Below are 22,294 nucleotides of genomic sequence, written 5' to 3' on the forward strand. Positions count from 1 at the left end.
ACCACCCCCCCCCCCGGGGCGGGCCCCGCGGCCGGGCGGCCCCCCCGGCCCCCCCGCGGCGGGTGATGTTCTGCTTGACCTCGTTGAGTCGCTGATCGAGCTGGCTCTGCATGACCACGTCGTTGTCGACGATGGCCACGACCTTGTCGAGCGGGACCACGGCAGCCTGAGCCAGAGGGGAGAGAACGAGCGCCGCGCCCAGGGCGAGCGGGCGCAGGGCGTTACATAGCTTGGTCTTCACGTTCACGATAGCCTTGAATGCCTCTGTCCAGGAAGCCTTCGGTCTTGCCGCCGAAGACGTTGCCAAGTCCCTTGAGCACGATCTGCAGGAAGATCCCGCGATCGGCTTCGGAACTCTGGGCGGTGTAGAAGACGTCGTCTTCGCTCTTGAGCCAGTAGCGGCTGATCAGGCGCAGCTTCCAGCAGCAGTTGTCGTACTCGAAGCCACCGAAGGCTTCGAGGGTACGGCTCTTGTTGTAGTCGAACTGCCAGCGGGCAATCGCGGACCACTGGGGCACGATCGGCCAGATGAAGGAGATGTCGTGCTGGTCGACCTTGTAGTCGTCGCTGTTGTAGGTGAAGCGGCCGAAGTTCGGATCGAACACTCGGACGTTGTCACGATAGCGATAGCCGACGTTGAGGATCTTGCCCGGCTCGGCTTCCGGCTGGTAGTGGAACATGACGCTGCCGGAGTCGGTCTGGTGCAGGGTCGGATCCCAGTTGAATTCGCCGTTCACGCGCCAGTCGCGATTGAAGCGATACATGCCAGCCAGGGCATAGGGCGAGCGCGAGGTGGTGGCCTGGGGATTGTCGATGTTCTGCCCCAGGCTGCGGGCGTAGGCCAGGTCGTCCTTGGTCAGGCCGGGCAGCTGCACTTCGCGGTCGCGGAAGTAGAACAGCTGGCCGAAGCTCACGTTGGCGCGCTCGAAGCCGTTGGGCTCGATGAAGCGGCTGGTGGCACCCAGGGCCAGCTGGTTGGCGTCGCCGATGCGGTCGCGACCGGTGAAGCGGTTGTCGCGCCACAGCGAGCTGTAGCTGAAGGTGTATTCGCCGGTATCGAACACCGGCAGATCGTCCTGGTCGCGGTTGGGTACGTAGAGGTACTTGGCGCGGGGTTCCAGGGTCTGCTTGCCGCCTTCGCCGAACAGGTTCGAGGTGCGGTCGAAGTAGAGGCCGCTGTCGAGGCTGAAGATCGGCACCGAGCGGGTCGGGCTGTCGTTGAAGCTGGTCACGCTGGAACCGGCCGCGGCGCGACGGCTACCGCCGACCAGCGGCGAGTTCAGGTCGTTCTGGCCGGTGCTGTCCAGGTCCAGGTCGTAGCGAGTATAGGCATAGCGCAGCGACGGCGTCAGGAAGCCCCAGGACGCGGTCATCGGGCGGGCGATGCCCGGCTCGACGTGGTAGCGATTGCCTTCGGCGCGGGTCAGGCCGAACAGGTTGACGTCCGGGCGGTTGCGCACGTTGGTGCGATTGCCGTTGTCGTCCAGGTCGAAGTATGTGTTGTCGTCGAAGCTGCGGGTGAAACGCACCGCCTCGGTGTCGTAGGTGAAGTCCAGACCGCCCGGGTTGTAGGGCAGGGCGCCGCTCAGGGTCAGCTGCGGCAGGCGGTTGTAGGGCGTCACGTCGGAGACGGTAGCCAGTTGGTAGGCCTGGGCGTTGAGGCCGGCGACGAAGGTGTCGCCGCGGTAGGTCAGGCGACCCTGCTGGTTGACGTAGGTCGGCTTGTTGATGCCGAGGTCGGTGTCCAGGTCCTGGAAGTAGTAGGGGTCGCTGATGCGGGTGTAGTCCACCTCGGCCATCAGGCGCGAATCCAGGCCGCTGCGATTCTTCCAGCCGTACAGCCAGCGGTTGTCGGTGGCTTCCGGTTCGCCCTCGTGCTCCGGGTCGGTGTCCTTGAGGTAGGAGCCGTAGACCTCGCCTTCGCTGCTGCGGGTCAGGTAGCGGAAGTCGCCCTCGGTCTGCAGGCCGTGCTTGGCCATATAGCGCGGATAGAGGGTGGCGTCGTAGTTGGGCGCCAGGTTGAAGTAGTAGGGCGTGGTGATCGCGAAGCCGGTGTCGCTGGAAGTGCTGATCGAGGGTGCCAGGAAACCGGACTGCCGACGGTCGTCGATCGGGAAGTAGATGAAGGGCGTATAGAGGACCGGAATGTCCTTGACCCGCAGCGTGGCATTGGTCGCGTAGCCGAGGCCGGTGGCCGGATTCAGGGTGACGGTGTTGCCCTTGACCTGCCAGGCGTTGCTGCCCGGTTCGCAGGTGGTGTAGGTGCCATCCTTGAGGCGGATGATGGCGTCGTCGCCACGCTTGGCGTAGAGCGCGCTGCCACGGGCGCGGCTCTGGTGCATGACGAATTCGGCGTTATCGACCTGGACCTGGCCGTTGTCCAGCTGCATATCGGCTTTGTCGCCGACCATCAGCAGGCCGTTGTCGCGGAATCTGACGTTGCCCTTGAGCTCGCCGCGATTCTCCAGCTGGTGCAGGTTGGCTTCCTGGGATTCCACCTGCATGCCGCCCTGGCGCAGCACCACGTCACCGGCCAGGGTAGCGACCTGCTGCTCCTGCTCGTAGCGCGAGGCCTTGGCGGAGATGTAGGTCGGGGCCTTGGCGGTCGGGGTGTCGTCGTACATGCCTGGACGCTGCGGCTCGACATAGGCACCGCTGCAGTAGGGACCGGTCTCGGCCAACTGGGCCGGGGTCAGCTGATCGCGCGGGACCCAGTCCAGGTGACTGTAGTCGGCGCTGCGGGACTTCAGGGCGCGGCCCTTGCTCTCGGTCACCAGTACGGCAGTATCACCCTTGCGCGCGGCGGGCTCCGCCGCGACGCCCTGGGTCTCGCCCTTGCTGGGGCGGGGCGGAATGGCCGCGGTCGGTGCCTGGGTGTTGCACGACCAGCCGCCGCCGGCTCCGGCGCTACAGCTGAACTGCTCGGCGGGGGCGGCGATAAGGGCGGTGACGGGCTGCATGGCGAGCAGGCTGCCGGTTACCAAGAGGGGAAATTTTCTGCGAAACGCGGGGGTTTTCACGGCCATCCTTAAAGTCGTCCTGCACGCCGGCCATTAAGGGGCCGCGGCCTCTCGATGGGCTCAAAAAGATAGCGGATAATAAAACATGACCTGCACATCGGCTAGGGCCGAGGGATCCGCTGTAAATGACTGAAGATGTTCGCTTAAACCAGATAGAAGACTGGCTGACCACCGTTCTACCGGAAATTTTCCGGGAACAGGCCTGGGGCGAGGTGCCCAAGGGTAGCCTGACCGCGGCCAGCAGCGATGCCAGTTTTCGCCGTTATTTCCGCTGGGCGGGCGAGGGCCGCAGCCTGATCGTGATGGATGCGCCGCCGCCGCAGGAGGACTGCCGTCCGTTCGTCCAGGTGGCCGCGCTACTGGCCGAGGCCGGGGTCCATGTACCACGCATCCTGGCTCAGGATCTGGAGCGGGGATTCCTGCTGCTGAGCGATCTCGGCACCCTGACCTATCTGGAGGTGATCAATGCGGCCAATGCCGACGATTATTTCCAGGCGGCCATCGATGCCCTGCTGGCTTTCCAGGGCAAGCAGCCGACGAACGGCAGCCTGCCGCTCTACGACAGGGCTCTGCTCGCCCGCGAGTTGAGTCTGTTTCCAGAGTGGTACGTGGGTCGCGAACTGGACACGACCTTCAGCGCCAGTCAGCGCGAACGCTGGCAGGCCGTCTGCGATCGATTGATCGACAGCGCCCTGGCGCAACCCCAGGTGCTGGTCCACCGGGACTTCATGCCGCGCAACCTGATGCTGAGCACGCCCAATCCGGGCGTGCTGGACTTCCAGGATGCGGTCATCGGGCCGGTGACCTATGACATTACCAGCCTGTTCAAGGATGCCTTCCTCAGTTGGCCCGAGCCGCTGGTGCAGCGCTGGCTGCTGGGCTACTGGGAGCAGGCACGGGCCGCCGGCATCCCGGTGCAGCCCGACTTCGCCGATTTCCAGCGCGCCTCGGATCTGATGGGCGTGCAGCGCCACCTCAAGGTGATGGGCATCTTCGCCCGCATCTGGCATCGCGACGGTAAGCCGCGCTACGTCGCCGACACCCCGCGCTTTCTTGCCTACATCCGCACCGTGGTGGCGCGGCGACCGGAGCTGACCGATCTCGGCGCTTTGCTCGACGAGTTGCACGCCGCGCGGGCCGACGCATGAAGGCCATGATCCTGGCGGCGGGCAAGGGCGAGCGGATGCGACCGCTGACGTTGAGCCTGCCCAAGCCGCTGATCGAGGTGAACGGCCGGCCGCTGATCGAGCATCACATCCGGGCGCTGGCCGCGGCAGGCATAACCGAGCTGGTGATCAATCACGCCTGGCTGGGCGCCCAGCTGGAAGCCGTCCTGGGCGATGGCAGCCAACTAGGGGTCACCATCCGCTTCTCTGCCGAGGGTGAGCCGCTGGAGACCGGGGGCGGGATCTTTCGCGCGCTGCCGCTGCTGGGCAGTGCGCCCTTCGTGCTGGTCAACGGCGATATCCGCACCGATTTCGCCTTCGGTACCCTGGCCTTGCCAGCCGGTCGCCTGGCGCACCTGGTGCTGGTCGACAATCCGCCGCATCACCCGGCCGGCGACTTCGGTCTGGTGGACGGGGGGATCACCCTGGATGCCCCGCAAAAGCTCACCTACAGCGGCATCGCCGTGTTGCATCCGCAGCTGTTCGCCGAGCGCACGGCCGGGGCCTTCAAGCTGGTGGACGTGTTGCGACCCGCCATTGCCGCCGGACAGGTCTCGGGCCAGCGGCTGGACGGTCGCTGGGTGGACGTGGGCACCCTGGAGCGGCTGGCGGAAGCGGAGCGGCTGTTCGGGACGGCTTCTTGAAGGTCTGGTTCTGGCCGCTGACGGTGCTGGGCTTCCTGGCCGGCTGGGCCGTGGCCAGCATTCCCGGCGCCCTGCTGGTGGCGCTGCTCGCCCATGCCGGTGAGCGCCAGCTGGGGCTGACTTCCCTGGCGGGCTGGAAGGCACGCTGGCAGGGGCGCCCCGGGCGCTTCGAACATCAGGCGCAATTCCAGATGCTTGGCCGGCTGGCCAAGCGCGGGGGGCGGGTGCTGACGGCCCACATCCGCCAGGCCGAAGGCGAGATCGAGCGTCTGGGGCTCGGCGCCGACGACCGCAAGCAGGCCATCGCCGCCTTCGAGCAGGGCAAGGGCGGCACCCTGCCGTCGACGGCCGACCTGCAGCGTCTCAGCGAGCGCAGCGAGGCCATCCTGCGCGCCTGCTGGCGCATGGTCTGGATCAGCGGCAGCGTGCGCCCTGGGGATCGCGACGAGATCCTCGGCTGGGGGCAGGCGATGGGTCTGGCCGAAGCCCAGGTGCTGGCCCTGCAGCCACCGGTGCAGGCGGCGCCGCGCCAGCCCGGCGGCGAGGAGAAGTATCGCAAGGCGCTGCAATTGCTCGGCGTTACCGATGACGCCGACGCCGCCACGGTCAAGCAGGCCTATCGGCGGCTGCTCTCCCGCCACCACCCCGACAAGAAGGCCGGTGCCGGGGCGGGCCAGTCGGCGGTCTATGCCGCTGCCCAGCGTACCGCCGAGCTGCATGCCGCCTATCAGCTGATCAAGAGGCGGCGGGGCTTCCGCTAGCGGCCGGTGGCAGGCGATCCAGCCAGGCGCGCAGCCGGCGGACGGTCTGCTCCTGCTCCGCGGCACGGTCGCCGGGAATCACCGGCAGGTCGATCTGCCGATAGCTCTTGTTGGCCTTTTGCGCCGCGCGCTCCTTGCGCCGTTGGGCAGCCGGTCCGGGTGCATGTACCAGGTCGGCGATCTGCAGATCGGTCTTGCCCATGGTGGCGTCCAGCCGCGGTGGCAGCCCCTGGGGCTCGCGACCATCGATGAGCACCAGTTGCTTGACCTCGGCCGGTTCCTTTTCCGCCAGATAGCGCGCCGCCCAGTAGGCGCCGGTGCCGTGGCCGACCAGTACGATGGGGTTGGCGCCCTGTTGCAGTGCCAGGTCGATGCCAGCGGCGATGCGGGCCAGCACCCGGGTGGCCTGGGCATTGGCCGCCGCCTCGGGATCGACCGGCGCGACCGCCGCCTGGGCCGGTTCGCCGCTGCCGGCTTCGGCCTGGGTCGGAGCGGCGGGCACCGCGCCGCTGCCACCGGTCACCGGCGGTGCCGTCTGCTCGCTGTTGGCCTGGGCGTCGGTGTCCGCCGGGGCGGTATCGCGCTCGATCGCCACCACCGGGTCATAGGGGTCGGGCAGGCTCAGACTGATGGTCTGCCAACCAAAGGTGGGCAGTTGCTGGCGCACGGGCGCCACCACATTGGGCCAGTCGGCCGATTCGCCGTCGCCCGGCACCAGCACCACCGTCCCGCTAGCCTTGGCTCGGGCGGCGGGCACCAGCAGGGCAAGAAAGGACTCGTCGCCGGCCTGCAGGGTCTTTTGCTGCTCGGTGGGCAGTTGCCGCATCAGCGCCTGCTGCTGCTCCTGGCTGCGCTCCAGCGCCGGGGCCACGGCGGCTGGAGCCGCGGGCGTTTCCGGCGCCGGGGTGGGCGGCTCTTCGGCACGCACCGGGGCGGTGAGGCCGAGCAGAAGCAGGCAGAGTGGCAGCAGGGCGGGCGACGACATCGACGGGAATCCTCGACAAGGGCAGGGTTGACCCCGGCGAGCCTACCGCCGTTCGCCCCGGCAGGGCAGCGGGAACGCCCGAGCCGCAGACGGATCTCCGTTACAATGCTGTCCCTCAACCTTCGCCGAGGCTATCCCATGCAACCCTTCGCCATCGCCCCCTCGATCCTGTCCGCCGATTTCGCCCGCCTGGGCGAGGAAGTCGACAAGGTCCTCGCCGCCGGTGCCGACATGGTCCATTTCGACGTGATGGACAACCACTATGTGCCGAATCTCACCATCGGCCCCATGGTCTGCAAGGCGCTGCGCAACTACGGGGTGACCGCGCCCATCGACGTGCACCTGATGGTCAAGCCGGTGGATCGCCTCATCGGCGACTTCATCGAGGCCGGCGCCACCGACATCACCTTCCACCCCGAGGCCTCCGAGCACATCGATCGCTCGCTGCAGCTGATCAAGGATGGCGGCTGCCGGGCCGGTCTGGTGTTCAATCCGGCCACCTCGCTGGACGTGCTCAAGTACGTGATGGACAAGATCGACATGGTGCTGCTGATGAGCGTCAACCCCGGCTTCGGCGGCCAGAAATTCATTCCCGGCACCCTCGACAAGTTGCGCGAGGCGCGCGCCCTGATCGATGCCTCCGGCCGGCCGATCCGGCTGGAGATCGATGGTGGGGTCAACGTCAAGAACATCGGCGAGATCGCTCGCGCCGGGGCCGACACCTTCGTCGCCGGCTCGGCCATCTTCGGCCAGTCCGACTACGCCGCGGTGATCCAGGCGATGCGCGCCGAGCTGGCCAAGGCGCGCTCGGTATGAGCGCCCTGGTAAGGCTCGGTGGCGGGCAGCCACCCGCGCTGGTGATGTTCGACCTCGACGGCACCCTGCTGGACTCGGCGCCGGACCTGGCCGCCGCGGTGGACGCCATGCTCGTACGCCTGGACCGCGCGCCGGCGGGGCTGGACAAGGTGCGGCTGTGGATTGGCAACGGCGCCCGGGTGCTGGTGCGCCGCGCGCTGGCCGACGATATGGCGCATGCCGCGGTGGACGAGGCCGCCGCCGACGAGGCCCTGGCGCTGTTCATGGAGCTCTATGGCGGCAGCCACGCTCTGACCCGTCTCTATCCGGGGGTGCTGGACAGCCTGGCGCTGCTGCGCACCCTGGGCGTGCGCCTGGCGGTGATCACCAACAAGCCGGAGCGCTTCGTCGCGCCGCTCCTGGCCGACATGGGCCTGGGCGACTTCGACTGGATCGTCGGCGGCGATACCCTGCCGCAGCAGAAGCCGGACCCGGCCGGCTTGCTGTGGGTCATGCAGCTGGCCGGCGTGGTGGCCGGCCAGGCCCTGTTCATCGGCGATTCGCGCAACGACATCCGCGCCGCCCGTGCCGCCGGGGTGCGCTGCGTGGCCCTGAGCTATGGCTACAATCATGGCGAGCCCATCGCCCTGGAGCAGCCGGATCTGGTCGTCGACGATCTGCGCGAGCTGTTCATCTAGCACGCCGAGGTGGCCGGCCGGTTGCCATGCCGCGCCGGCTAGGCTAACGTGGCCCTTCAACCCCCGCCTCAAGAGCAAGAGATCGCATCGTGGTGGTCACCCGCACAGGCTCCTCGCGAGCATGGATGAAAGTCATCAAGGCCCTGGCCCGTTGGCGCTGGCGCGCCTGATTTCGTCCTGGCCGGTATCTGACCGGCGCGCTGTGCACCTGACCTTTCGTTTTCCTCGCCACGAGGCTGATCATGACCCGCGACGATTTCCTGCGCCTGGCCGCTCAAGGCTATAACCGCATTCCCCTGGCCTTCGAAACCCTGGCCGACTTCGACACCCCCCTGTCCATCTACCTGAAGCTGGCCGACGGCCCCAATTCCTATCTCCTGGAATCGGTGCAGGGTGGCGAGAAATGGGGGCGTTACTCCATCATCGGCCTGCCGTGCAGCCGTGTCCTGCGCGTCCATGGTCATCGCGTGGTGGTCAGCGATGCCGGTCGCGAGGTCGAGGTGATCGAGCACTGCGACGATCCCCTGGCCTTCGTCGAAGCCTTCAAGGCGCGCTATCGCGTGCCGACGCTGGATGGCCTGCCGCGCTTCAACGGTGGCCTGGTGGGCTACTTCGGCTACGACAGCGTGCGCTACGTCGAGCGGCGCCTGGCGGCCTGCCCCAATCCCGATCCGCTGGGTACGCCCGACATCCTGCTGATGGTGTCCGATGCCGTGGTGGTGTTCGACAACCTGGCGGGCAAGATCCACGCGATCGTGCTGGCCGATCCGGACGAGACCGACGCCTTCGCCGCCGCCCAGGCGCGCCTGGGCGACATCCTCGACCGCCTGCGCCAGCCCATCGTGCCGCGCCGCGGCCTGGATCTCGCCGCCCCGGCCGGTCCGGAGCCGAGCTTTCGTTCCAGCTTCAGTCGCGAGGATTTCGAAGGCGCGGTGCAGCGCATCAAGGACTACATCCTGGCCGGCGACTGCATGCAGGTGGTGCCCTCGCAGCGCATGTCCATCGCCTTCCAGGCGGCGCCCATCGACCTCTATCGGGCACTGCGCTGCTTCAACCCCACGCCCTACATGTATTTCTTCAACTTCGGCGACTTCCATGTGGTGGGCAGTTCGCCCGAGGTCCTGGTGCGGGTGGAGGACGGCGAGATCACCGTGCGTCCCATCGCTGGGACCCGTCCGCGCGGCGCCACCGAAGAAGCCGATCTGGCCTTGGAGCGCGATCTGTTGGCGGATGCCAAGGAGCTGGCCGAGCACCTGATGCTGATCGACCTGGGACGCAACGACGTGGGCCGGGTCTCCACCACCGGCAGCGTCACCCTGACCGAGAAGATGGTCATCGAGCGTTATTCCAACGTGATGCACATCGTCAGCAACGTCACCGGTCGGCTCAAGCCCGAGCTGAGTGCCATGGACGCCCTGCGCGCCATCCTGCCGGCCGGGACCCTGTCCGGGGCGCCGAAGATCCGCGCCATGGAAATCATCGACGAACTGGAGCCGGTCAAGCGGGGCATCTACGGCGGCGCCGTGGGCTACCTGGCCTGGAACGGCAACATGGATACCGCCATCGCCATCCGCACCGCGGTGATCAAGGACGGCGAGCTGCACGTGCAGGCCGGGGCAGGGATCGTCGCCGACTCGGTGCCGGCGCTGGAGTGGGAAGAAACCCTCAACAAGCGCCGCGCCATGTTCCGCGCCGTCACCCTTGCCGAACAGTCCGTCTGAGGAATCCTCCATGCTGCTGATGCTCGATAACTACGATTCCTTCACCTACAACCTGGTGCAGTACCTGGGCGAGCTGGGGGCCGAGGTCAAGGTGGTGCGCAACGACGAGGTCCCGGTCGAGGCGCTCGAAGCGCTGGCGCCCGAGCGTATCGTCGTCTCTCCCGGTCCCTGCACGCCCAACGAGGCGGGCATCTCCCTGGCCACCCTGGAACGCTTCGCCGGCAAGCTGCCGGTGCTGGGCGTCTGCCTGGGGCACCAGAGCCTGGGCCAGGCCTTTGGCGGCGAGGTGGTCCGAGCCCGCGAGCCGATGCACGGCAAGACCAGCCCGGTCTACCACAACGGCGAAGGCGTCTTCGCCGGCCTGCCCAATCCCGTCACCGTGACCCGCTACCATTCGCTGGTGGTCAAGCGCGAGACCCTGCCCGAGTGCCTGGAGATCACCGCCTGGACCCAGCATCCGGACGGCAGCATGGACGAGATCATGGGCCTGCGGCACCGCGAATTCATGATCGAGGGGGTGCAGTTCCACCCCGAATCCATCCTTACCGAACATGGCCATGATCTGCTGGCCAACTTTCTCCAGCAGCAGGGAGGGCGGCGCTAGATGGACATCAAGCAGGCCCTGAATCGCATCAGTGGACAACTCGACCTCAACGTCGCCGAGATGCAGGCGGTGATGCGCCAGATCATGACCGGTGGCGCCGACGAGGCGCAGATCGGTGCCTTCCTCATGGGCATGCGCATCAAGAGCGAGACCATCGACGAGATCTGCGGCGCGGTCAGCGTGATGCGCGAGCTGGCCACTCCGGTGGTGCTGCCGACCCTCGACCACGTGGTCGACGTGGTCGGTACCGGCGGCGATGGCGCCAATATCTTCAACGTCTCCTCCGCCTCGGTATTCGTGGTCGCGGCGGCGGGCGGCAAGGTCGCCAAGCACGGCAATCGCGCGGTGTCCGGCAAGAGCGGCAGCGCCGATCTGCTGGAGGCCGCCGGTATCTACCTGGAGCTGACCCCGGCGCAGATCGCCCGCTGCGTCGAGCAGGTGGGCGTCGGCTTCATGTTCGCCCAGTCGCACCACAGCGCCATGCGTCACGCCGCCGGGCCGCGCCGCTCGCTGGGGCTGCGCACCCTGTTCAACATGCTCGGTCCCCTGACCAATCCGGCCGGGGTCCGGCACCAGGTGGTCGGGGTGTTCAGCGCCGCGCTGTGCCGGCCGCTGGCCGAGGTACTGCAGCGCCTGGGCAGCCACCATGTGCTGGTGGTGCACTCCCGCGACGGCCTGGACGAATTCAGCCTGGCCGCGGCGACCCAGGTCGCCGAACTCAAGGACGGCAGCATCAGCGAATATCAGGTGCTGCCGGAGGATCTGGGCATCAAGAGCCAGACCCTGGTCGGCCTCACCGTGGACGGCCCCGAGGCCTCCCTGGCGCTGATCCGCGACGCCCTCGGCCGGCGCAAGACCGAGGCCGGGCAAAAGGCTGCCGACATGATCGTGCTCAATGCCGGCGCGGCGCTCTACGCCGCGGATCTCGCCCACAGCCTGCACGAAGGGGTACTCTTGGCCCACGACGCGCTCTACAGCGGCCTGGCCCGGGAAAAGCTGGACGAGCTCGCCCATTTCACATCCGTCTATCGCGAGGAGGGTCGCCCGTGAGTGTGCCAACCGTGTTGCAGAAGATCCTGGCCCGCAAGGCCGAGGAGATCGCCCAGCTCAAGGCCCGGACCAGCCTGGCCGAACTCGAGGCCCAGGCCCGTGCCGCCGACGCTCCACGCGGCTTCGCCCGTGCCCTGCAGGCCCAGGTGGCGCGCAAGGAGGCAGCGATCATCGCCGAGGTGAAGAAGGCTTCGCCGAGCAAGGGCGTGATCCGTGAACACTTCGTGCCGGCCGAGATCGCCCACAGCTACGCCCTGGGCGGGGCCACCTGCCTGAGCGTGCTCACCGACGTGGACTTCTTCCAGGGTGGTAATGCCTATCTGCAGCAGGCGCGCGCTGCCTGCCAGCTGCCGGTGATCCGCAAGGACTTCCTCGTCGATCCCATCCAGGTGGTGGAAGCCCGGGCCATCGGCGCCGACTGCATCCTGCTGATCGTCGCCGCGCTGGACGACGGCCTGATGGGCGAACTGGCCGCCACGGCCAAGGACGTCGGCCTGGACGTACTGGTCGAGGTGCATGACGGCGCCGAGCTGGAGCGCGCCCTGACGGTGCTGGATACCCCGCTGGTTGGGGTCAACAACCGCAACCTGCACACCTTCGAGGTCAGCCTGGAAGCCACCCTCGATCTCTTGCCGCGTATCCCCCAGGATCGGCTGGTGATCACCGAGAGCGGCATCCTCAATCGTGCCGACGTGGAGCTGATGGAGATCAACGAGGTGCGCGCCTTCCTGGTCGGCGAAGCCTTCATGCGCGCCGACGAGCCGGGTCAGGAGCTGCAGCGCCTGTTCTTTCCGGAGCGGCGCTTCCCGCTCAAGGACGCCTGATCCTTCGGTCGTCCGCAGCAGGCCTCGGTGGCGACACCGGGGCCTTTTTTTATCCCTCGCAGTGACCCAGGTCGACTCGTGCGCTCCCCAAACGGCGGGAACGACCTCGGTGTGCCCGCTGCCGACGCAGGGCTTTGTTTCCATCGGAATAAACCCGGTTAATGGCCTCCGACTCACTGAACCGTGGCGAGGCGCGGAGACGGCTGGCTGTCGCAGGACGAGCCTGCGCTCCGCCGCACCAGGCCATCCACAACCAGGGCAAGCAAGCACCATGGCAACGGAAGAAAAAAGCGAAACACTTGATATCAGCGTCACCGATCCCTCCCGGACCGAGGAGTCGCGCCGGGATCGGCGACTCGCCGGCACCACCGACTGGGTCGTCTTCGGCGTCACCAGCATCGCCGCGCTGGCCTTCGTGATCTGGGGCTTCGTCAGCCAGGCCAGCCTGGCCAGCAGCGCCTCGACCGCCCAGGGCTGGGTGATCACCCACTTCGGCTGGCTGTTCGTGCTCACCTCCACCGGCTTCGTGGTCTTCGTCATCTGGCTGGCCGCCAGTCGCTATGGGCGGATCCCCCTGGGGCGCGACGACGAGCAGCCGGAATTCCGCACCCTGTCCTGGGTGGCGATGATGTTCAGCGCCGGCATGGGGATCGGCCTGATGTTCTTTGGCGTCGCCGAGCCGCTGTCGCACTATCTAAATCCGCCGCCCGGTGGCGCCGCGGGGCAGAGCAGCGCCGCCCTGCAGGTGGCCATGGCCACCACCCTGTTCCACTGGACCCTGCATCCCTGGGCCATCTACGCCGTGGTCGGTCTGGCGATCGCCTATGGCACCTATCGCCGCGGGCGCTCGCAACTCATCTCGGTGGCTTTTCGCCCGCTGATCGGTGAGCACGCCAATGGCCCCCTCGGCCGCGTCATCGACATGATGGCGATCTTCGCCACCCTGTTCGGCTCCGCGGCCTCCCTCGGTCTGGGCGCCCTGCAGATCGCCGGCGGACTCGAACACAACGGCTGGATCGAGCAACCCGGGAAAATGCTCTACATCAGCATCATCACAGTGCTGACGGCGGCCTTTGTCATCTCCGCGGTCTCCGGGGTCGAGAAGGGCATCCAGTGGCTGTCCAACACCAACATGGTGCTGGCGGTGGCCCTGGCGCTGTTCGTCTTCGTCGCCGGTCCGACCCTGCTGATGCTCAATCTGCTGCCCACCGCCATCGGCGACTACATCGACCTGCTGCCGGAGATGATGGCGCGCACTAGCGCCAGCGGTGGCGAGGCCATGGGCAACTGGCTGTCCAGCTGGACGGTGTTCTACTGGGCCTGGTGGATTTCCTGGACGCCCTTCGTCGGCATGTTCATCGCCCGCATCAGTCGCGGTCGCACCATCCGCCAGTTCGTCACCGGCGTGCTGCTGGTACCAAGTCTGGTCAGCGTGGTCTGGTTCGTCATCTTCGGCGGCGCGGCCATCGACGCCATGCGCCTGGGCGCCTTCACCCTGGTCGACGGTGCGGTGAACAGCAACTTCGCCCTCTATGACCTGCTGGCCAGCTATCCCTGGGTCTCGGTAACCTCGGTGCTGGTGATGGTGCTGGTGGCGATCTTCTTCGTGTCCGGCGCCGACGCCGCGTCCCTGGTGATGGGCACCCTGTCCGAGCGCGGCACCACCGAGCCTTCACGGCGCACGGTGATCTTCTGGGGTGCCCTCACTGGGGCGGTGGCGGCGATCATGCTGGCCATCGGCGACCCGAACAACCCGGGCGCGGCGCTCAACGGCCTGCAGAATCTGACCATTGTGGTCGCGCTGCCCTTCGTGGTGGTGATGGCGCTGCTGTGCCTGGCGCTCTATCGCGATCTGCGTAGCGATCCACTGATGCTGCGGCATCTGCGCGGTACCGAGCTGATCGAGAAGGCGGTGCTCTATGGCGCGGTCAAGCACGGCGAAGAATTCCATTTCGTCGTGGGCGAGCCCAAGGCCAAGGGTAATGACGAGAAGACCGTCGACGAGAACGCCGCGGTGCGGGTCGCGAAGATCCAGCCGCAGGTCGAGCGCTGAGGCCAGGATGGGCGGGGGGAGCGGCCCCCGCCTGCTTGCAGGGGCGCGCTAAGCGGGCTCAGCGGGTGCCGAACACCACCATGGTCTTGCCCTTGACGTGGACCAGGCCCTGTTCTTCAAGGGACTTCAGTACGCGACCGACCATCTCGCGGGAGCAACCGACGATGCGGCCGATCTCCTGACGGGTGATCTTGATCTGCATGCCATCCGGGTGGGTCATGGCGTCGGGCTGCTTGCACAGGTCGAGCAGGGTGCGCGCCACACGACCGGTGACATCGAGGAAGGCTAGGTCGCCGACCTTGCGGGTGGTCTGGCGCAGGCGCTCGGCCATCTGGCGTCCGAGGGAGAACAGCATGTCCGGATCGTGCTGGCTCAGCTCGCGGAACTGTCCGTAGCTGATCTCGGCGACTTCGCACTCGGTACGGGCACGCACCCAGGCGCTGCGCTCGGGCTCGCTGCCTTCCTTGGAGAACAGCCCCATCTCGCCGAAGAAGTCCCCGGCATTGAGATAGGCGATGATCATTTCGCGGCCTTCATCGTCTTCGATGAGGATGGTCACCGAACCCTTGAGGATGAAGAACAGGCTTTCGCTGTTGTCGCCAGCGTAGATGATGGTGGTTTTTGCCGTATAGCGGCGACGCGAGCAGTGCGCTAGCAGCTTGTCGATGTGCTGTAACTTCGCGGGTGGGATGATAGCGGCCATGCTGATTCCTGAGGTTGAAAACTAACCTGAGTCGGGGCACCGAGGTCCGAACCGGTGCGTGCACAGGCTGCGCCGGTTCCAATTCAAAGACCGGATAAGAACATGCGCAGCTTAAATGCGAGCTGAATAACCCTTCACTGCGCCCCAGTTTACGCCATCCAGCATGTTAAGCTGATCACCATTTGCATATATAAGTAGGACGAAAGCGATGAAAGCGCGCATCCAGTGGGCAGGCGAGGCCATGTTTCTCGGTGAATCCGGCAGCGGCCATGTGGTGGTCATGGACGGCCCACCGGAAAGCGGGGGTCGCAACCTCGGCGTGCGGCCGATGGAAACCGTGCTGATCGGCCTGGGCGGCTGCGCCAGCTACGACGTGGTCAGCATCCTGCGCAAGGCGCGGCAACCGGTGGAAAGCTGCGAGGCCTTCCTCGAAGCCGACCGCGCCGACACCGAGCCCAAGGTGTTCACCCGCATCCACCTGAAGTTCGTGGTCAAGGGCCGGGGCCTCAAGGAAGCCCAGGTCAAGCGCGCCATCGAACTGTCGGCGGAGAAGTACTGCTCGGCCTCCATCATGCTCGGCCGGGCCGGCGTCGAGATCACCCACAGTTACGAACTCGTCGAACTCGCCTGATGCTCTTAGGCGATGCCCGTGCGGGCGTCGCCCTCCGCTTCATCCCTTCCCCGTCGACATCAATTCATCACCTGGGCCCGGCAGACTCTGGCCCCAGCCGCTGCCGATCTGCATAATGCGCCGCTCTTAAGGGGCTAGCCCCCGACAAGTACAGCCAATCGCCATCGCGAAGAGGTGTTCGCCGCCCTACGCAGCTTGCGCAATCCGCAGCTGACGGGCACTCAGGACCGCGGTCAGAGACCGCACGACGGGAGCTTTACCACCGTGAAAAGCAAACTCAGGCTTCATGGTTTCAACAACCTGACCAAGACCTTGAGCTTCAACATCTACGACATCTGCTATGCCGAGACGTCGGAAGATCAACAGGCCTATGTCCAGTACATCGACGAGGAATACGACGCCGAGCGTCTGACCCAGATCCTGACCGACGTGGTCGATATCATCGGGGCCAACATCCTCAATATCGCCCGCCAGGATTACGATCCCCAGGGTGCCAGCGTGACCATCCTGATCTCCGAGCAACCGGTCGAGCCGACCGAGAGCCAGATCGAGGAGTCGCCCGGCCCGCTGCGCGAGACCATTCTCGGCCACCTGGACAAGAGCCACATCACGGTGCACACCTATCCGGAGATCCATCCGGACGACGGCATCGCCACCTTCCGCGTCGACATCGACGTCTCCACCTGTGGCGTGATCTCCCCGCTCAAGGCCCTGAACTACCTGATCCACCAGTTCGACTCGGACATCGTCACCGTGGATTACCGGGTGCGCGGCTTCACCCGTGACATCGAAGGGCGCAAGCACTTCATCGACCACGAGATCAATTCGATCCAGAACTACCTGTCCGAGGACACCCGTGCGGCCTACCAGATGACCGACGTGAACGTGTACCAGGACAACCTGTTCCACACCAAGATGCTGCTCAAGGAATTCGAACTGGACAACTACCTGTTCGGCGACGCCTCCCGCAGCCTCTCGTCCGGACAGCGTCAACAGATCACCCAGCGTCTCAAGCACGAGATGCGCGAGATCTTCTCCGGCCGCAACCTGCCGCGCTGATCGCTCGGGTGTTGCCCGGAAACCCCCGCCATGGCGGGGGTTTCTCGTTTCCGGGGATCAGTGGTGCTCGTCGCGCGCGACCGGGGCACCGCCGGTGACGCTCTTGACCACCCGGCCGATGGTCAGGCCCTGGCCGAGAATGGAAACCAGCACCACGATGTAGGTCAGGGCGAGGATCAGATCCCGTTCCGGACCGGCCGGCAGACTCAGCGCCAGGGCCACGGAGACCCCGCCGCGCAGGGCGCCCCAGGTGAGGATGCGCGCCGTGCCACGGGTCATGTTGCGCCAGTGCGGGCTGAGCAGCACCACCGGTGCCACGCTGATCCAGCGGGCGAAGAGGATCGCCAGGGTCACCAGCAGCGCCGCGCCCAGGTGAGCCCAGCTGAACGGCAGTACCAGCAGCTCCATGCCGATCAGGGCGAACAGCAGGGCGTTGAGGATCTCGTCGATCAACTCCCAGAAGCCGTCCAGGTAACGCCGGGTGAAGTCGCTCATTGCCTTGGTTCGTCCCAGGTTGCCGATGATCAGGCCGGCCACCACCATGGCGATGGGACCCGAGACGTGCAGGTGGCTGGCCAGCGTCGAGCCGCCGATCACCAGGGCCAGCGACAGCATCACCTCGATCTGATGCTGCTCGATACTCAGCATCAGCCAGTAGCAGGCGAAGCCGATCAGCAGGCCGAACAGGATGCCGCCACCGGCTTCTTCGAGAAACAGCCAGAGCGCCGCGTTGACCGTGGGCGCCTCGCCCAGCTGGATCACCCCCAGCAGCACCGAATAGACCACCACGGCCACGCCGTCATTGAACAGCGCCTCGCCGACGATGGTGGTTTCCAGCGACTTGGGCGCGCCGGCCGAGCGCAGGATGCCGAGTACGGCGATGGGATCGGTCGGAGAGATCAGGGCACCGAAGATCAGGCAGTAGAGGATGTCGACGTGCCAGCCCAGCCAGCCGAAGATCCAGTGGCTGAGATAGCCGATCAGCACCGTCGAGATGATCACCCCGAGGGTCGCCAGGCCGCCGATGGCCCATTTGTAGTCGCGCAGGTCCTTGAGATTGACGTGCAGGGCGCCGGCGAACAGCAGGAAGCCGAGCATCCAGTTCATCAGCAGGTCGTTGAAGTCGATCTGCCCGAGCAATTCGCCGATGCGGTGTTCCAGGCCGGGAAAGCCGAGCCAGGAAAGACTTTGCAGGCCGACCGAGAAGATCAGCGCGATGACCATGACGCCGATGGTGGGCGGCAGGCCGACGAAGCGGTAGTTGAGGTAGGTGAGCAGCGAGGTGAAGCAGATGAAGGCAGCAGCGAGTTCGAGCATGGCGTTCCAGATCCATCAGACAGCGAGCCCCTGCGAACGCAGGGCCTAGGGGTAGGATGGGGCGGACGCCGCAAAAGTTACATTTTCGATAGCTGGCTAGCCAGTCGTTTGTCGAGGAACGGCCGTGAACCGCCCCGGGCCGTCGCTGAACGGGCGGCGCCAGGGTGATCCAGAGGACGGCCGGTCAGGGTGCTGCCGGCCTAGAGCGGCGCTGCCATTGCCGTGGTTACCTCACGCAGCGGCAACGGATGGGGCGCGGCGATGCGTGCCTCCAGCGTGGCCACGTAGCTGCGGGCATCGGCTTCGCTGAGAAAGGTGATGGCCTGCTTGTCGATGCAGACCTGCCAGGCACTGGTGGTGGACTTGCGCAGGGGGCGAACCACGATCTTCATACTGGTACCCTCGGGGACAGACGGAAAGTGGAAACCCGAGTCTAGAACGGTTTTGATTGCAATACCGTGACATTCGTCGCTCAGCAGACTAGGCGCGCGCCCTCTGTCGTTCGGCATACCAGGCCTCGAACTCTTCCGGCGGCAGCGGCGGACTGAACAGGAAGCCCTGGCATTGCTGGCAACCCAGCTTGCGCAGGATGTCCCACTGCTCGGTGGTCTCTACCCCTTCGGCCAGGACGTCGAGATCCAGCCCCTGGCCCAGGGCGACGATGGCCGCGGCGATGGCCTGGCTGCTGTGGGTGCCGCTGTCGCTGCGCAGTTCGTGCATGAAGCTCTGGTCGATCTTGAGCTTGTCCAGGGGGAAGCGGCGCAGGTAGGCCAGCGAAGAATAGCCGGTGCCGAAGTCATCCACCGCGATGCGCACACCCAGGGTCTTGAGGGTGGCCAGGGACAGTAGCGCCTCCTCGACATTGTTCATCAGGGTGCCTTCGGTGATCTCCAGTTCCAGATTCTCGGCCGGCAGGCGACTGCGCGCCAGGGCGCGGGAAATGGTGCTGGCCAGGTCGCGCTTGGCGAATTGCCGGGGCGAGATGTTGATCGCCAGGGTCTCCAGTTCCAGTCCCTGGGCGAGCCAGTTGTGCATCTGCTGGCAGGCGCTTTCGATGATCCAGTCGCCCAGCGGCACGATGAGCCCGGTCTCTTCGGCCAGCGGAATGAATTCGGTGGGCGGGATGAGGCCCAGCTCCGGATCCCGCCAGCGCACCAGGGCTTCCACGCCAATGGTCTGGGCCGTGCTGACGCTCATCAGCGGCTGGTAGTAGAGGACGAAATCACCGCGCTTGAGCGCCGTGCGCAGCCGTGACTCCAGATTCAGCCGCCGCCGCGACTGCTCGGTGAGAGCCTGGGTATAGAAGCGGAAGGTGTCACGCCCCTGGTCCTTGGCCTGGTGCATGGCGGTGTCGGCATTGCGAATGAGGTCATCGGCGGTGGCGCCGTCGTCGGGAAAGAGACTGATGCCGATGCTGGCGTTGAGATAGATGTCGTGCTCGCCGAGATGGAAGGGCTGTTCCAGCTTGCCGAGCATGGCCTGGGCGATCTGGGCGGCGAATTCGGGCCGGTCTATCCGCTCGATGATGACCAGGTACTCGTCGCCACCGATGCGCGCCAGGGTGATGTCTTCGCTGAGCAGGGCGCGCAGGCGGGCGGCGAATTCCACCAGCAGTTCGTCACCCAGGGCATGGCCGTGGCTTTCATTGACCGTGCGGAAATGATCGAAGTCGAGGATCAGTACGGCGACCAGGTATTCCTGTGGCTCGGCCAGGGCCAGGGCGTGCTCCAGATGGGTGCGCGCCAGCAGGCGATTGGGCAGGTCGGTCAGGGGATCGTGATGCGCCAGGTGACTCAGGCGCGCCTCGCTCTCCCGCAGGCGCGTGGTGTCGCTGACGGTGACCGTGTATTGCCGGGTTTCCCGGGGGTAGAGGGTGTCGATAGCGGTCCAGGCCGGAAAGGTAGTGCCGTCGAAGCGCGGCCAGAGCAGTTCGCCCTCCCAGCGGCCCTGGCGGCGCACCGTGCGCCAGAGTTCGCGGTAGAAACGCTGGTCCTGGCGACCGCCGCCGGGCAGTCCCAGCCGCTGGCCGAGCAGGGTGCCTTCCTGGGCGCCCAGCAGGCGGGCGAAGGCCGGATTCACCGCCAGGATCCAGCGGCGCTCGTCGAGCAGCAGCAGGCCGTCGCGACTGTTCTGGAACATCGCCGCGGCCTGGCGCAGGCTTTCTTCCTGCTGCTTGCGCAGGGTGATGTCCTGGGCGGTGCTGATGAAATACTGGGGCACCCCCTGGTCGTCGCGGATCAGGCGCGTGGTGACGTTGGCCCAGACCGGCTGGCCACTGCGATGCAGATAGCGTTTTTCCAGGGTGTAGCGGTCCTGGCCGGTGTCGACCAGTTGTTTGCGCAGGGTGGCGCCCAGGGCGCGCTCGTCCGGATGGGTCACCGAGGCGGTGTCCTTCTGCAGCAATTCCGGTTGCGAGTAGCCGAGCATCTGGCAGAAGTGGTGGTTGGCGCTCAGCCAGCGACCTTCCAGGTCGCTGAGCATGATGCCGGTGTAGGCCTGCTCGAAGATGCCGCGGTAACGCGCTTCGCTCGCGCGTTGGGCCTGGACCACGCGCTGTTGGCGGATGGCCAGCACTGCGAGGCGGGTGAATTCGGTGATCAGCGCCTGGGTTTCCGTCTCGGGCAGTCGCGCCTCTCCGTAGTAGACGCCCAGGGCGCCCACGGCGCGCTGCTGCTCGTCCTGCAGGGGCAGGGCCCAGGCGCCGCGAATGCCGGCCGCCTGGGCGGCCGGCAGCAGCTTCTGCCAGGCTGGATCCAGTTCGACATCGATGGTGAACACCGGGGCATTGGTGGTGACGGCACTGCAGCAGCCCTGGTCGTGGCGGCTGCGCGGCACGCTTTCCAGCGCCGCCTGGAAGGCGGGCGGCAGGCTCGGCGCGGCGGCGACCCGCAGATGCTCGCCCTGGTCGTCCAGCAACAGGGCGACGCGCATCTCCGGATAGATCCGTTCCAGCCGCTGGGCGATGCCCTGCTGGATCTCCGCCAGTGGCAGGCCGGTGAGCAGATCGTCGAGGACGTCGCTGCGGGCCTGTTGCAGTTGCTGCGCCTGGTAGTCGTGATGAATGTCGGTGAGGGTGCCCTGGATCTCGCCATCGAGACCGGCGCGCAGCTCCATCTGCATCCAGCGATGGCTTTCCACCGACAGGCGCAGCCGTACCACGCCATTCCAGTGCAGGCGCTGACCGGCGGCGAAATCGGCCACCAACTGGCGCAGGCGCGCCCCATCCTGGGGGTGGAAGGCCTGATCCAGGGGGTGGTTGAGTTGCTGGCTGGCGGGGTGGCCGGTCAGGGCTTCCCAGGCCGGATTGAGAAACTGCCAGCGGCCACGGTGATCGCTGGCAAAGACCACTAGCGGCAGGTGCTGGACCAGTTCGCGATAGCGTCTCTGGCTGTCCTGCAGCGCCTGCTCGGCCAGCTTGTGGCTGGTGATGTCGACCAGGGCACCGCGCGTAGTGCCGGCTTCATCGAAGTCGCTTTGCCAGTTGAGCCAGCGCCAGCTGTCCTGGCCATCGGCGAAATGCGCGGAGAAATTCAGCGGGCCCTGCATGTGCTGCAGGCGTTCGAGCATGCTGTGCACATGATCACGGTCATCGACACGGGCGCAGGCCGCGATGGTGGCGAAATCCAGCGGATCGCTGCCCTTGGGCTGGCGCAGCATCAACAGGGCACGTTCGGAGCAGAGCAGGCGGCCATCGGACGTCAGCTGCCAGTCGCCGGTGTTGGTCAGGCGCTGGACGAAATCCTGGGTGGCACGCTGGTTCTGCAGCTCTTCGATGAAGCCTTCGCGATAGCTGACCTGGCGCCGCAGCAATGCATAGAGCACCAGCGACAGCAGGCTCATGAAGGCCAGACCCTTCAGGGTTTGCCACAGATAGACACTGTCCTGATCGCTAACCAGCAGATACAGCAGCCCGTCGCTGCCGATCACCCAGAGGGCACTCAGCAGCAGATAAACCAGGGCAATGCGCGCAGGAGAAAGAGGCCGCATGCCGGATCCTCAAGGCCCGATCGCAGGTGTCGGGTTCAATTGAGCTTTGACCGAATAAAGGTATGGCAGTTCTGAGCTGGTCACGTGGAAATCTTTTCCATAAGTCCGGCTTTATCGGGTGAAGTGCTTTGGCAGGCCGCTCTTCCCATCCAGGCTCAAGAGTCATCTGACCTCGTGCAAATTACCAGGCCTATCCACCTGCCAATTGCATTTTGCCCGCTTCTTGCTTTCACCTATTTTACATAAGCCATTGATAAATAACGTCTTTAACAAGTT

At 66.1% G+C, this 22,294-nt stretch carries 17 protein-coding genes and 2 pseudogenes; 12 read left to right on the top strand and 7 right to left on the bottom strand.

All coding sequences use genetic code 11. The annotated features are described in order from the left end of the window. Positions 1-241: pseudogene (locus QMX82_RS12620) on the bottom strand (hypothetical protein); the annotation flags it as partial. Next, positions 222-3,026: an LPS-assembly protein LptD gene (locus tag QMX82_RS12625; RefSeq protein WP_282283965.1), complete on the bottom strand. Its 2,805-nt coding sequence runs from the start codon at positions 3,024-3,026 to the stop codon at positions 222-224. The gene QMX82_RS12625 and the pseudogene QMX82_RS12620, both read right to left, overlap by 20 nt. Positions 3,027-3,145: 119 nt before the next feature. On the opposite strand from QMX82_RS12625, the gene QMX82_RS12630 reads away from it, so the two are divergent. From QMX82_RS12630 to QMX82_RS12640, 3 genes are read left to right on the top strand one after another with little or no spacing between them, the layout of a single operon-like run. Continuing rightward, a complete protein-coding gene (locus tag QMX82_RS12630) occupies positions 3,146-4,168 on the top strand; it encodes an aminoglycoside phosphotransferase family protein (protein WP_282283967.1) in 1,023 nt (340 codons plus the stop codon). Then, on the top strand, positions 4,165-4,830 hold the full coding sequence (gene murU / locus QMX82_RS12635; protein ID WP_208693636.1) for an N-acetylmuramate alpha-1-phosphate uridylyltransferase MurU: 666 nt from the start codon (positions 4,165-4,167) through the stop codon (positions 4,828-4,830). The genes QMX82_RS12630 and murU overlap by 4 nt, the downstream gene beginning before the upstream one ends. Beyond that, positions 4,827-5,591, top strand: coding sequence for a DnaJ domain-containing protein (locus QMX82_RS12640; RefSeq protein WP_208693637.1), 765 nt, complete (start codon positions 4,827-4,829; stop codon positions 5,589-5,591). Before murU ends, QMX82_RS12640 begins: the two co-directional genes overlap by 4 nt. Here QMX82_RS12640 and QMX82_RS12645 read toward each other — a convergent pair. Beyond that, positions 5,566-6,576: a DUF3530 family protein gene (locus QMX82_RS12645; RefSeq protein WP_282283971.1), complete on the bottom strand. Its 1,011-nt coding sequence runs from the start codon at positions 6,574-6,576 to the stop codon at positions 5,566-5,568. The two genes, QMX82_RS12640 and QMX82_RS12645, sit on opposite strands and share 26 nt — an antisense overlap. A gap of 138 nt (positions 6,577-6,714) precedes the next feature. Between QMX82_RS12645 and rpe the strand changes: the two genes are divergently transcribed. From rpe to QMX82_RS12680, 7 genes and pseudogenes are all read left to right on the top strand, one after another. Next, positions 6,715-7,392 (top strand): ribulose-phosphate 3-epimerase, encoded by a 678-nt coding sequence (gene rpe / locus QMX82_RS12650; protein ID WP_158891514.1) that lies wholly within the window; start codon positions 6,715-6,717, stop codon positions 7,390-7,392. Further along, positions 7,389-8,239: pseudogene (locus QMX82_RS12655) on the top strand (phosphoglycolate phosphatase). The gene rpe and the pseudogene QMX82_RS12655 overlap by 4 nt, the downstream one beginning before the upstream one ends. A 72-nt stretch (positions 8,240-8,311) precedes the next feature. Then, on the top strand, positions 8,312-9,790 hold the full coding sequence (trpE, locus tag QMX82_RS12660) for an anthranilate synthase component I (protein WP_282283978.1): 1,479 nt from the start codon (positions 8,312-8,314) through the stop codon (positions 9,788-9,790). A 10-nt stretch (positions 9,791-9,800) separates the two neighbouring features. After that, complete coding sequence (locus QMX82_RS12665; RefSeq protein ID WP_208693641.1) at positions 9,801-10,394, top strand: anthranilate synthase component II; 594 nt, start codon at positions 9,801-9,803, stop codon at positions 10,392-10,394. Then, positions 10,395-11,444 carry an anthranilate phosphoribosyltransferase gene (trpD, locus tag QMX82_RS12670; protein WP_145154087.1) on the top strand — a complete coding sequence of 350 codons (1,050 nt, stop codon included), beginning with the start codon at positions 10,395-10,397 and terminating at the stop codon, positions 11,442-11,444. Continuing rightward, complete coding sequence (gene trpC / locus QMX82_RS12675; RefSeq protein WP_208693642.1) at positions 11,441-12,268, top strand: indole-3-glycerol phosphate synthase TrpC; 828 nt, start codon at positions 11,441-11,443, stop codon at positions 12,266-12,268. Before trpD ends, trpC begins: the two co-directional genes overlap by 4 nt. Before the next feature lie 271 nt (positions 12,269-12,539). Then, entirely contained in the window at positions 12,540-14,321 is a 1,782-nt protein-coding gene (locus QMX82_RS12680; protein ID WP_282283990.1) for a BCCT family transporter, read from the top strand. Positions 14,322-14,379: 58 nt separating this feature from the next. Here QMX82_RS12680 and crp read toward each other — a convergent pair whose 3' ends face one another. After that, positions 14,380-15,024, bottom strand: a complete 645-nt coding sequence (gene crp, locus QMX82_RS12685; RefSeq protein WP_017640369.1) for a cAMP-activated global transcriptional regulator CRP — start codon at positions 15,022-15,024, stop codon at positions 14,380-14,382. A gap of 208 nt (positions 15,025-15,232) precedes the next feature. Here crp and QMX82_RS12690 point away from each other — a divergent pair, with 208 nt between their 5' ends. Together QMX82_RS12690 and speD are read left to right on the top strand one after the other, a co-directional pair. After that, positions 15,233-15,655, top strand: a complete 423-nt coding sequence (locus QMX82_RS12690; RefSeq protein WP_158891526.1) for an OsmC family protein — start codon at positions 15,233-15,235, stop codon at positions 15,653-15,655. A gap of 264 nt (positions 15,656-15,919) precedes the next feature. Further along, positions 15,920-16,714, top strand: coding sequence for an adenosylmethionine decarboxylase (gene speD / locus QMX82_RS12695; RefSeq protein WP_282283996.1), 795 nt, complete (start codon positions 15,920-15,922; stop codon positions 16,712-16,714). Positions 16,715-16,771: 57 nt separating this feature from the next. Here the strand turns inward: speD and QMX82_RS12700 are convergent, their stop codons facing one another. From QMX82_RS12700 to QMX82_RS12710, 3 genes are all read right to left on the bottom strand, one after another. After that, the gene (locus QMX82_RS12700) at positions 16,772-18,031 is read right to left on the bottom strand and encodes a cation:proton antiporter (RefSeq protein ID WP_133861932.1); all 1,260 of its coding nucleotides are present in this window, start codon (positions 18,029-18,031) and stop codon (positions 16,772-16,774) included. A gap of 200 nt (positions 18,032-18,231) precedes the next feature. Further along, the gene (locus tag QMX82_RS12705) at positions 18,232-18,423 is read right to left on the bottom strand and encodes a hypothetical protein (protein WP_282284000.1); all 192 of its coding nucleotides are present in this window, start codon (positions 18,421-18,423) and stop codon (positions 18,232-18,234) included. An 88-nt stretch (positions 18,424-18,511) separates the two neighbouring features. Next, positions 18,512-22,018 (bottom strand): bifunctional diguanylate cyclase/phosphodiesterase, encoded by a 3,507-nt coding sequence (locus QMX82_RS12710; protein ID WP_282284002.1) that lies wholly within the window; start codon positions 22,016-22,018, stop codon positions 18,512-18,514. Positions 22,019-22,294 lie beyond the last annotated feature (276 nt).

It is taken from the genome of Pseudomonas sp. PS02302 (assembly GCF_029959585.1).
Classification (GTDB): Bacteria; Pseudomonadota; Gammaproteobacteria; order Pseudomonadales; family Pseudomonadaceae; genus Chryseomonas; species Chryseomonas aestiva.